Origin of the sequence: Chryseobacterium sp. KBW03 (genome assembly GCF_003852415.1) — a bacterium.
GTDB lineage: Bacteria > Bacteroidota > Bacteroidia > Flavobacteriales > Weeksellaceae > Chryseobacterium > Chryseobacterium viscerum.
The window spans coordinates 866,468-878,313 of record NZ_QAJO01000003.1; the positions used below are offsets into that span (position 1 = coordinate 866,468).

General features: G+C 35.0%; 13 protein-coding genes and 1 tRNA gene. 12 read left to right on the forward strand and 2 right to left on the reverse strand.

Going from position 1 to position 11,846, the window contains the following annotated elements; all coding sequences use genetic code 11:
• Positions 1-450: 450 nt before the first annotated feature.
• The 8 genes from DBR39_RS07900 (at position 451) to DBR39_RS07935 (ending at position 7,011) form a co-directional block, all read left to right on the forward strand.
• Entirely contained in the window at positions 451-1,407 is a 957-nt protein-coding gene (locus DBR39_RS07900; RefSeq protein WP_124532003.1) for a heme-binding domain-containing protein, read from the forward strand.
• 3 nt (positions 1,408-1,410) lie between these two features.
• A complete protein-coding gene (locus DBR39_RS07905) occupies positions 1,411-1,884 on the forward strand; it encodes a hypothetical protein (protein ID WP_124532005.1) in 474 nt (157 codons plus the stop codon).
• A gap of 56 nt (positions 1,885-1,940) precedes the next feature.
• On the forward strand, positions 1,941-2,834 hold the full coding sequence (locus DBR39_RS07910) for a hypothetical protein (RefSeq protein WP_124532008.1): 894 nt from the start codon (positions 1,941-1,943) through the stop codon (positions 2,832-2,834).
• A 104-nt stretch (positions 2,835-2,938) separates the two neighbouring features.
• The gene (locus DBR39_RS07915; protein WP_124532010.1) at positions 2,939-3,991 is read left to right on the forward strand and encodes a sensor histidine kinase; all 1,053 of its coding nucleotides are present in this window, start codon (positions 2,939-2,941) and stop codon (positions 3,989-3,991) included.
• Complete coding sequence (locus DBR39_RS07920; protein ID WP_124532012.1) at positions 3,966-4,733, forward strand: LytR/AlgR family response regulator transcription factor; 768 nt, start codon at positions 3,966-3,968, stop codon at positions 4,731-4,733. Before DBR39_RS07915 ends, DBR39_RS07920 begins: the two co-directional genes overlap by 26 nt.
• Before the next feature lie 92 nt (positions 4,734-4,825).
• Entirely contained in the window at positions 4,826-5,494 is a 669-nt protein-coding gene (locus DBR39_RS07925; RefSeq protein ID WP_124532014.1) for a Crp/Fnr family transcriptional regulator, read from the forward strand.
• Between the two features lie 38 nt (positions 5,495-5,532).
• Entirely contained in the window at positions 5,533-6,099 is a 567-nt protein-coding gene (locus DBR39_RS07930) for a glutathione peroxidase (RefSeq protein WP_124532016.1), read from the forward strand.
• Between the two features lie 330 nt (positions 6,100-6,429).
• Complete coding sequence (locus DBR39_RS07935) at positions 6,430-7,011, forward strand: hypothetical protein (RefSeq protein ID WP_124532018.1); 582 nt, start codon at positions 6,430-6,432, stop codon at positions 7,009-7,011.
• 368 nt (positions 7,012-7,379) lie between these two features.
• Here the strand turns inward: DBR39_RS07935 and DBR39_RS07940 are convergent, their stop codons facing one another.
• Complete coding sequence (locus DBR39_RS07940) at positions 7,380-7,826, reverse strand: GNAT family N-acetyltransferase (protein ID WP_124532020.1); 447 nt, start codon at positions 7,824-7,826, stop codon at positions 7,380-7,382.
• 192 nt (positions 7,827-8,018) lie between these two features.
• Between DBR39_RS07940 and DBR39_RS07945 the strand changes: the two genes are divergently transcribed.
• From DBR39_RS07945 to DBR39_RS07960, 4 genes are all read left to right on the forward strand, one after another.
• Complete coding sequence (locus DBR39_RS07945) at positions 8,019-8,732, forward strand: 2OG-Fe(II) oxygenase (RefSeq protein ID WP_124532022.1); 714 nt, start codon at positions 8,019-8,021, stop codon at positions 8,730-8,732.
• Between the two features lie 68 nt (positions 8,733-8,800).
• Positions 8,801-9,046 carry an Ada metal-binding domain-containing protein gene (locus DBR39_RS07950; RefSeq protein ID WP_124532024.1) on the forward strand — a complete coding sequence of 82 codons (246 nt, stop codon included), beginning with the start codon at positions 8,801-8,803 and terminating at the stop codon, positions 9,044-9,046.
• A gap of 443 nt (positions 9,047-9,489) precedes the next feature.
• Positions 9,490-10,503 carry a terpene synthase family protein gene (locus DBR39_RS07955; RefSeq protein ID WP_124532026.1) on the forward strand — a complete coding sequence of 338 codons (1,014 nt, stop codon included), beginning with the start codon at positions 9,490-9,492 and terminating at the stop codon, positions 10,501-10,503.
• Between the two features lie 31 nt (positions 10,504-10,534).
• Positions 10,535-11,563 (forward strand): terpene synthase family protein, encoded by a 1,029-nt coding sequence (locus tag DBR39_RS07960; RefSeq protein ID WP_124532028.1) that lies wholly within the window; start codon positions 10,535-10,537, stop codon positions 11,561-11,563.
• Between the two features lie 194 nt (positions 11,564-11,757).
• Here the strand turns inward: DBR39_RS07960 and DBR39_RS07965 are convergent.
• Positions 11,758-11,830: transfer RNA gene (locus DBR39_RS07965), tRNA-Met, on the reverse strand.
• Between the last annotated feature and the right edge of the window lie 16 nt (positions 11,831-11,846).

Genomic DNA, 11,846 nt, shown 5'->3' on the forward strand with positions numbered 1-11,846 from the left:
ATAAAATTGAATCAAACAACTATTTTTTTAGTGATAAACGCTAACAAAATATAATTATTTGAAAATCAACAACATATAAATAGTTAAAATTTATTAAATTTTTAATGAATGAAATTATTTGCTGTTTATTGTATAGAAAATCACTCAATGGGGTTGTTATTTTATAGTAAAAAGTCTCAGATTACTCCAAGACCTTAATTAATAGTAAAGGCTTAGTTCATTTAAGAAATAAGTTTTTGGACTCATATCCTTTTCAAGATTTTAAACCTTGAAAAGGATGATTACTAAAGTGAAAAAAGTATCATGGAAATATTTTCTGTACTTATTTTTTAAGCTAAAAAAAATTCATAATCACAATTGTCAGATTCAAAGTAAAATTTGTCCGATTGATCAAATTTCTAAGAAAACATCCCCTGTAAAGTCGCGAAATTTGAATAAAAATAGACAGATATGAACCGTTTTGTAAAAAAAATAAAAACAAAAAATATACTGCTCATTGTACTGATTGTTTTTATAGGGATACAGTTTTACAGACCTGAAATGACGCAAAAACCAATAACCGGTGAGATTCATGTTCCCAGTGATGTAAGAGCCATATTGCAGCGTTCATGTTTCGATTGTCATTCTAATCAGACAGACCTGAAATGGTTTGATCAGATTGCCCCGGCTTACTGGCTGGTAGCAGATCATATTAAAAAAGGAAAAAAAGGCCTGAACTTTTCTGAGTGGGACAAGCTAGCTCCTCCGGCACAAAATGCAAAACTTTGGGAAGCTTTCAATCAGATTAATCTGAAAGCGATGCCACTCAAAAGTTATGAACTGCTTCATCCGGAAGCTAAACTTTCTGAAAATGATATCAACATCCTAAAAAAATATGTAACCTCTCTTGCTCCTAAACAAAAGCCTGATACAGCAAAAGTTTCTGCTTATAACAAACAATACCTGCAAGTGAATGCAATGCATGCTACAGCACCCAACCTTTCACTACCAACTGCTCTGAACGGCATCAGCTATATCCCTGATTATAAAAACTGGAAACCAATAAGTTCTACTGAGAGATTCGATAACGGGACAATGCGTATCATATTTGGAAACGATATTGCGGTAAAAGCAGCGAAAGAACATAAAACCAATCCCTGGCCTGACGGAACCATATTGGCGAAAGTAGCATGGGAACAGATTATTGACAGTGATGGTAATGTCACTACCGGAGCTTTCAAACAGGTTGAATATATGATCAAGGACTCTAAGAAATTCGCTTCCACAAAAGGATGGGGATGGGCAAGATTTTTATCTCCCAAGCTTGAACCGTACGGAAAAACAGCAGATTTTGCCAGCGAATGCATCAGCTGCCACCGTCCTATGAAAGATAATGATTTTGTATTTACCTCTCCTATTAACCATTAAGCTATGAAGAATCTGATTGTTTATTTAATGATGAGTGTGCTTATTGTGAGCTGCAGTTCTAAAAAAGAATACGAAGCAGTGAATGAAAATGCCTCACTTCCTGAAAGTTTTGATTTTAATGCCATGAATCTGAAAGTGGTAACCTCTTCTATTAATCATAAAAAGCAGGCTATGACAACTCTTTATGGTAATATCCCGGCTATAGATGAACTGAAAGGTAATGCCGGAAAAGAGGAACATACAGAAAGAATATTGACCCTGATTACCTGGTCACAGAAGGAAGATCCTTATTGGTATGGGGCAAAAATCCCGGATCATCTGTTATCTGTAGAAGTTATTAAAAGCAGACAACCTTTTTCAGATCATTCAGAAATCAGCTACCAAAGATATGAAGGGAAAGACCTTAAAAAAGTAGATGCCAGCGGAACGGAAAGAATCCATACCATTCTCAGTATGAAACCTTCGATTATGCCTTAACATAAGATTTTTAAAATCACATTAAAAAAAATAATATTCATTAAAACTATTAAAAAATGGAAAAAGTTAAATTCAGTTCAAGCATAGTAACGGGATGCATTTCAGCGACGTTACTGCTTTTTACTTCTGTTGCATGTTCAAAGGATAATCAGGATGAAAGCTCTGATCCTGCAGTAAAGGAGGTACAATTGAGAAATGATGCAAGCCTTGGAAGTGTTCTAACAGATAAAGAAGGGCATACTCTTTATTCTTTTGCTAATGATGCCACCGCTACCAATAATTGTACAGGAGGATGTGAACCGGTATGGCCCATTTTCAATATAGATCATCTTTCTGCTGAAAAACTGGGATCAGGATTAGAACTTTCTGATTTTACAACAATAACAACGGGTTCCGGGAAAAAGCAGGTAACCTATAAAGGAAGACCTCTTTATTACTATGCCCCTTTGGTGAACGGAACCAATGTAAAAGAAGATGCAGGAAAAACCGGAGGCGAAAATATCGGAGGTGTATGGTTTGTAGCAAAACCAGATTATACCATTATGCTTACCAATGCCCAGCTTGTAGGACATGACGGGAAAAACTATACGTCAACCTATACAGAAGGCACAGGAAAAACATTATATTTTACGGATGCTAAAGGAGTAACACTATACACCTTTAAAAATGATAAGCAGAATAAAAACAATTTTACAGCTTCTGATTTTTCGAATAATGGGGTATGGCCTATTTATGAAACGGATAAAATAGTGGTTCCGTCCGGTTTGGATAAATCACTTTTCGGATCGATTACTGTATTTGGAAGAAAACAGCTTACTTATAAAGGATGGCCGCTTTACCGCTTTGGTCAGGATAATATGGTGATGGGGTCCAATAAAGGAGTTTCCTTCCCTTCTCCCGGCGGTATCTGGCCTGTTCCTGTGAAAAATATGGCAGCAGCTATGCCTTAATTTTTTGTTTTTATAGAAATCTCTGTGCTAAATAGCGGACGTGCTGCCATGCCGTTATTTAGCTTTTGTATATTTGTTATTGCTTAACTGCCTGATTTTTATTTATGATCTATGCTAAATATATAAACACAAACGGAAAGAAGGTATTCAGGATTGATCCGAGAATCATCCTCTTCAGCTCCTTATTTATGGGGATTCTGGCTTCGGTACCTAAAATACTCCGTATCCATATTACATTGGGAGAGCTGATGATCGATTTTTCTATCTCATTTCTATTCTCACTGTTTGTATGGTATTTTAATATTTACAGTCTGCCCAAGTTTTCTATCCAGAATATATCGACCCGTTTTTTCAATAAAAAGCTTGTGATCAGTCTGTCCATAGGGATTGTAGTGATGGCGGCAATAGTACTCATTCATCATATTATCTTTCCAAAATATGGATTCAATACGATGGTATTGATGTATGAATTCAGAGGAATACTGATTAATCTGACTATTTATATGTTTTTGTATCTTTTGTATCAGACTTATAATTCACAGCAGATCAAGTTTGAGCTTGAGCAGATCAGAACCGATAACCTCCATGCTCAGTATGAACTGTTGAAACAACAGATTAATCCTCATTTTTTGTTCAACAGCCTCAATACGCTGAAGTCTATGATTGATATAAAAGATGATAATTCCGGGGATTTTGTTGTCAGGCTCGCTGATTTCTACCGTTTTACTTTAGATAACAGAAAGCTGGATCTTATTCCCTTAAAAAAAGAACTGGCCATATTGGATGCGTATATGTTTCTCCTGACTTCAAGATTTGAAGATGGTATTGAGTTTAAAATAGACATTAAGGAAGAGATATTAAATTCTTATATCCCACCATTTACCCTGCAGCTGTTGTGTGAGAACTGTATCAAACATAATATCGTATCAATGGCACATCCATTACTCATAAAGTTATACAGTGATGAAGGATATATTATTATTGAAAACAATTTTCAGCCAAAGAATATTCCACAGGATTCCGCTGGGATAGGAATTGAAAATATCAGGGAACGTTACAAGCACTTTGCTGAAAAAGAACTGACTATACTGCAAAATGATATTAATTTCACAGTCAAATTACCAATAGTAGATGAAAGTTTTAGTAATAGAAGATGAGATAAAGACCGCAAAGGCTTTGGGTCGGATGATTGTTGCGGTACAGCCGGAAGCTACTGTAGTACAATATATTGAGAGTGTTGCCATGGCGGTAGAATATCTTTCAGAAAATGAAACTCCGGATATTATATTTATGGATATCCAGCTGGCAGACGGAAACTGTTTTGAGATATTCAGCCGGGTCAGTATAAAAGTTCCTGTTGTTTTCTGTACTGCATTTGATGAGTATGCAATAGAAGCATTTAAAAGTAACGGAGTAGATTATATATTAAAACCTTTTGAGAAAAAAGATATTCAGTCGGCTTTTGAAAAGATCAACAACCTTAAAAATTTCTTTCAGCACTCCCCTTCACCGGACCGGAAACTGGAAGATATACTGGCTAATCTGACTACCGGCAGAGGCAAGACCAATTTTCTGGTGTTTTCCAATAATAAATACAATAATATTCCTATCGACAGAATTGCCTGTTTTTATAGTCAGTTTGGAAGTACGGTACTGGTAACTTTCGATCAGAAAGAATATTCAATACCCCAGTCTCTGGATGAAGTGGGGCAGCTGGTTTCAGGAGTTCAGTTCTTTAGAATCAACAGACAATATCTGATCAATTTTACAGCAATTGTGGAAGTGGAACATTATTTTTCCCGCAAGCTTCTTGTCAGTTTGAAGATTACCACTCCTGAAAAGCCACTCGTCACGAAAGATAAAGCTTCCCGTTTCCTTCAATGGCTTGAAGAGCGATAAAAGAGGCAGCAACCCTTATAAAAATATACATTAAAACAATTCTCTGATTATAATCGGAGAAAGGTAATGTTTTGTCTTATTAAAAATATAAAATGGATCAAAAAAATAATATCATTAGCGAGTTTATTAACCGTAAATTTGGCTTTTTGGGTGAAGGCTTTCTGGAAGAGATCAAGACTCATGCTGTATATGATACCATAGAGGCCAGACAGGAGATTATCCGGGAAGGCGACCGTGTGAAATATGTTTTATTTTTAATAAAAGGAGCCATTAAAGTTTATTCACTTAATGATGGACGTGAACTTACTTACTATCATATTGGAGATAATGAAAACTGCCTGATGACCTTTTCATCTATTTTTAATAACAATATAAGTAAGGTATATGCTACTGCGGAAGAGGATTCTGAAGTATTATTGGTTCCGTTATCTGTAATGAACAGATGGCTGGTTGCATTTCCGGCCATTAACAAAATATTTTTTCATGAGTATGAAAGAAGGTTTTCAGCGGTAATGGATATGATTAACGAGGCCATGTTTCATCATTTGGATACCCGGGTTTTGAATTATATTAAAAGAAAAGTAACCCTGGCAGGGAATCAGCCTGTGAAGATAAAGCACAGAGAAATAGCAGGAGGATTGGGAACTTCAAGAGAAGTGGTAAGCAGAGTACTGAAAAAAATGGAAAATGAAGGAAAAATTTTTAAAGATGAAGAAGGCAAAGTATTTGCTGCAGATCAAACAATGCTCTTAAATAAATAATCTAAGTTTTATAAATTAATATTAAAATCTTTTTTCAAATGAAAAAAATACTTTTTATCGGAATGGTACTTATAGGAATTATAAGCCTTTCATCATTTATCAAGTCAGATGATTCTACAGTTCCAAAACCTGTAAAATCAATTTATGATTTTAAGATTGAATCCATTGACGGAGGAAAAATCAATTTCTCTGATTACAAAGGAAAATACATCCTTATCGTGAATACAGCATCCAAATGTGGATATACTCCTCAGTACAAAGGATTGGAGCAGCTGTATAAAGATTACGGAGATAAGCTGGTTGTAATCGGTTTCCCGTCTGACAATTTCGCAGACCAGGAATTTCATGACAATGTTGAAATCAAGTCTTTTTGTGAAAAAAACTATGGGGTAACTTTTCCACTTACCACTTCTGTGAACGTGAAAGGTTCAAAAATAACGCCTGTATTTGATTACCTTACCCACAAGTCTCAAAATGGAGTACTGGATGCAGCGATAAGCTGGAACTTCAACAAATTTCTGATCAGCCCGGAAGGAAAACTATTGGAACATTTTGATTCTAAAGTGGTTCCTGAAAGTGATAAGATTACTCATTATTTTAAATAAATTGATCAGTCAATTAAAAATCCACTACTTTCGAAATGATAGTAGTGGATTTTTTTACCCCTGTTATTATTGCTTTACTTTAATCCCTAAACTATCCTGGTGAAAGGTTCAGAATGATATTTTCAGGAAAAAGAGCATTATAAGTAGGTGAAATTGCTTTTCATGTATAAATTCAATTATAAAAATCGCTTCAATAAAGACCCTAACCACACCATTTATACAACAATGAATACCATACATTAAAGAATTGTTAAATTTTATTAAATAATATTAAAATGTATTTGTTTTAACTGGGAAATTATATTTATTTTAGTGCTTTAAAAATTTCTCATGAAAAGATATAATTTATTGATTGTACTATTACTGCTTATTTTCAATGTTACTACAGCTCAAAAGAAGGGTTCTCCTGCTGCCGATCTTAGCTTGTTAAAAGATACAAAATCAAAAATCGAAGCTACCGTTCCATTAGTTATCCAGCATCTTCAGACTATTTCTACAAAAGAAGGGGATAATAATATTGTCAACAACGGGAAAATTGCTTTAGGTAAAGAATATGGCATTTTAGAATCCGAATGGTTCTTATACAGAAACAATATGAAAAACTGTATTCTGAACAATTCTTCTAAAAAAGCTAAAAAATGTATGGAATACCACACACAGTATCTGAGAAATACATTCATCAATTACAACAACTATATTTCTAATCTTACAAGAAAAAACGGATATTTAGGAGTTGAAGGAGATACAAAATTTGATTTTAAACCTGCTGATATTGCTACAAAACTAAGTGAAGCTTATTTCAATGCCAATGATGCTGCAGGAAGAATGAAAGCCGATCAGAAAAGAGAGTTTCTAGGACAGACCATGTCTGATGATAACAAATTGACTCCTTACGCTCAGCTGGCTCAATAATATAAAACGATCCTTACCCCATAAAAAAGAGAACTGCTATTTGCAGTTCTCTTTTTATGTAAAGCAAAAAATCTCCGCCGGAAAAAGCAGTTTTGTGGTACTAATCATAAAACTCTTGGGGAAAAAGTAGAAAATGAGGCAGAGATTTTTTTGCATACACTCTACAGATCAACTGTCCTACCCATGATCTGTAAGAGCATTACAAAAATAGAACTATACGCCACTAATGATAGGAAATGCATGTAGAATTAAATGTTTGGAATTGTAGAACTAATACTACTTTTTAGCATAGAAACTAAATAAGCACCCGTTTTTTCAGGTGCTTTATTATTTATTATGACAATATTTAGGGCTGAAATATTGTTAACCTATTTCCACCAATGGTAATAATTGTGCTGCCCATCATATTCAAATCCACAACGCGGATACAATGTATTTCCAATATCATTTGTCTTTTCTGTTTCAAGCATTAGTCCGCATGCTCCTGTTTCTTCACACCATTGCTTGCTGCGGTCAATTAACGCTACAGAAAGCCCTTTTCCTCTATAATCGGGGTGAACAAACAAATCACTCAACAGCCATTGCTTTTCTAATTTGGTATAATGAAATAATTTGTAAAGCTGTACAAATCCCACAGCTTTTCCATCGGCTATGACAAGAAAAATATCCGATTCACTGTTTAAAAATCGTTCTTTCAGAAAAGCCTTTCCTTTTTCAATATTAGATTCCTGCCTGTAAAAAACACGGTAAAGATCAAATAATTCTGCCGTTTCATTAAGATCCTCAAGACTTGCCTTTTTAATAATGTAATTCATCGTTATTTATTTTGATTAACAGGGCAAAAGTAGCCTTAAACAGGACCAGTCTTATCATCCAGATTAATCTTATACCCATAGTCCAGAGTTGGAAACATGAGAGATCTGCCATTCACAAAAATATAAATACCACATGTTTTGGATTTTATTAATCTGAACAACTTCGGATTTTTGCCGTATAAAATCAAACCAATGAAAAACATCATCCAGACAATTAAAAACACAGATTGGCAGCATATTACAGAAATGATGCATGAAAACGGGTATGCTGTTATTTCCAATCTATTATCAGATGAAGAATGTGAAATCATAAAGTCAAATTATAATAACACTGCCCTTTACCGCAAAACTGTTGTCATGGCACGGCATCGTTTTGGCCTGGGTGAATATAAATATTTTAACTATCCCCTGCCTGAAATTATCCAGACTGTACGAACAAATATATATCCATATCTGGCTCCTATAGCCAATTCATGGTTCAAAGCTTTGCATATTGACATTCAATTTCCATCAGATCATCAGGAATTTTTACAGCAATGTCATGCAAACGGCCAGCATAAAGCCACTGTATTGGTTTTAAAATATAAAGAAAAAGGGTTCAATACTTTACACCAGGACTTATATGGTGATCTGTATTTCCCTATTCAGGTCGTATTAATGCTCAGTGAGCCTGATCAGGATTTCACAGGAGGAGAATTTGTTCTTACCCAGCAGATTCCAAGAGCGCAGTCTAAAGCTATTGTCTTACAACCTAAAAAAGGAGATGCACTTATTTTCACGACTCAATTTAAACCTGAAAAGGGAACCAAAGGCTACTATAGAGTCAATATGAAACATGGGGTAAGTGAAGTAAAAGGAGGCAGCCGTTATGCTTTGGGAATTATCTTCCATGATGCCATAAGCTAGTCATATAACGAACCTGAATTGTTTCTATCAAAAACTTTAACCCTTCAAGTATAAATTTTTTAATCATAATGTTCCAACATTCTCAAATATCACCCGAGAGCCTGAGAAGTAAAATCCACAGCGGAAAAGTTCGTTTTGGAGGCAATAAAAAACTGAAGATCTTTGGATTACTCAGCTGCCGATCAGGAAAAAGAATGAAAAAGGAAAACCGAGTTTTTTTCACAGATGAAAAAGAAGCACTGCAAAACAATTATCGTCCCTGTGGGCATTGCATGAAAGAAGAGTATAAAAGATGGAAAAGTAATCTCTTCTGAATACTATCAGAGGACTAAAACGTTACAGCCTCAAGAATTTTTTATTAAGGATTTACTAGTATTCATATGGTGTATCTGCTATGCTACCGTATTACTATAAATCAGAGGTGTCTTATTCTTCATTTTTTCAACAAAATATCATTATAACATTTTATAAATGAGATAATTAAACCCACATAATCAATTTTAAATTTTCATATTTTTTTTAAATTTCTATTTTCTGAAGGTTTCTGCAATCAAAAAAGGAGAAAAAAAAGCGAAAATTATTTCAAATAAGTGGACATATCCTCAATTTCATACTATAATTCAACACGTTCCTCCTTTTAATTGACTATTACCATTACCATATCGGAGTATACAAAATAAAATATCAACATTCTGTGAAATATAAATATATTATGTTAAATAAATGATATATTAGTCTTATACCAAAACTCAATACCATGAACAATGAAAATTTTAACACCCTTGAACTCCTTCACAAGCAATTCAGGTATCCTTTCCCAACACTAAAAAACCCGAATGCAGAACAGTTGCAGGAGATTACTGAGAATCAATGGATAGACGGTGATTATCTGTGGATTTATGAGCAAAACCCTACTCTTCGCAAAAAGTACAAAAAAACTAAAACAGCACATATTGCAGCTCAATGGTTTCCCACCGCATCACCGGAAAGATTCAAACCGATTTGCCGGCTAATGCTGTGGACCTTGTACAATGATGACCTTTATGAGGAAAGCAAACCCGAAGATATTGAACATGTACGTATTCAATCCGTTGCCATACTCAATGGTGAGATAAGTGCAGAAGACTCAGGAATACCATTAGGGAAAATGCTAGCTTCTTTAAGACTGGAATTACTACAATTTATCCCGGAAGAATCAATTTCCCGCTTTACGCAAATGATCAGCAGATATTTCACAGGATTAGAAACTGAATTAAAATACAAGAAACACAAAATTTATCCCAGTGTGACTGAATGTATCGCTCTTCGTGAAAACTCTATTTGTCTCTACCCTTTCCTACAGCTTACAGAATTGGAAACGGGAATCATTCTACCTCCGGAAATACATGAACATCCGATAATCATTCGTTTACAAACACTAGCCTGTCATCTGGTTACTTTTTTCAATGAAGTACAGTCTGTACTGAAAGATGAGGCAACCGATAGTATTTATTACAATATAGTAAAAGTGATTCAACATGAACATCAAATGTCACTGAAGGAGGCATGCCTCGAAGATTTGCGGCTTCACAATGAAGACCTGAAAGAATTCTTAGAATTACAAGCTTCTCTTCCAGATTTTGGGATATGGCACGATGCCGTAGTAAACTGGGTCCATTATATGAGTATGGTACTGAGTGGCTGGAAAAACATATCTACCAAACTGGATCGTTACAATGCAATGGAGTTTCCGGAAGCAAAAGAACTGAAAGAAAAACTAAATCAGCTATAATATTATTAATAATTTATTAAAAGTCAAATTCATGAGAGAAGAATTAATAGTACCTCAATGCCATTACCCGTGGCCAACAGTGAATAGTCCTATTGCGAATGCCTTTGATGAGGAAGAAAAAGAATGGTATGATGATGATTATACTTTTATTTCTGAAGAAGGAATAAAAAGATGCAAACCTCAGTTCTTATCCCGGGTAGCGACTTATATGAACCCAACTTGTGATAGCATAGAACGGATGCGCCCCTGTGCCAGACTAATGATCTATATCACGATTTTCGATGACTATTTTGGGCTGACACCTGCAAAAGAATTAAAAATAATGGCTGATCGAGTGTATGAAGTCATGATGGGTGATAAGCCTCGTCCTGACGAAATCGGAATTTTACGACAAATGGCCCAGGCAAGAAAAGAATGGATTATAAATGGAATGCCTCAATTCTGGATAGATCGTGTTTCTATGAATTTCTATGAATTTATTATGTATGGAATGGCGGAAGAGATCCCTTTCAAACAATCTGAAACCAGAGTCTATCCCCTACTTCCACATTATCTTAGTTTTCGGAAATATTCAATCGGTATGTGGCCATATGGTGATTTGATAGATCCTGCTACCAATTCTGTACTGCCTGTTCATATTTACAATCATCCTATTGTACAACGTTGCAGAGAATTGCTTTCCCTGATTATTGTAATTCAGAATGATTTTGCCTCCTTGAAAAAAGAACTTGAAATAGAAACTGAAAGTCTGAACATCATCTTTATTCTAAGCCACCAGTATAAACTAACTTATCAGGAAGCATGCACGGAAGCCATGAGATTACACGATGCATATGGCCGGGAGTTGGACGATCTCCATCAATCTCTTCCCGATTTCGGAGAGTTTCAGGAAGCGGCATATAACCATATCTATCACATTAAATTACAGATAAGCGGCTGTGCAAATTGGTATTATAATTCCGGTACCAACCGATATGAACCTAAAGGATTTATTGTACCGCAATATGGTAGAGAAGGAGATGACATTCTTATTCCGCACAGTATTTTTGTACAAAAATAACTCTGAAACAATGTGATATCTCTTTGCCTTTAATAGAAATACGGCAAACTGAATTAAAGACGCTACAAAAAACAATCTTTTAAGATCATTTTTTATAATTATATAAAATAGTATAATTAAAATCTTCCAAATTTTGGAATCTTATTTACCAAAACAAAAAAGAGAAGCAATAGTATATTGCTTCTCTTGTTTAGTAGCGGGAACCGGACTCGAACCGATGACCTTCGGGTTATGAGCCCGACGAGCTACCTACTGCTCCATCCCGCGGTGTATTTTTAGAGTG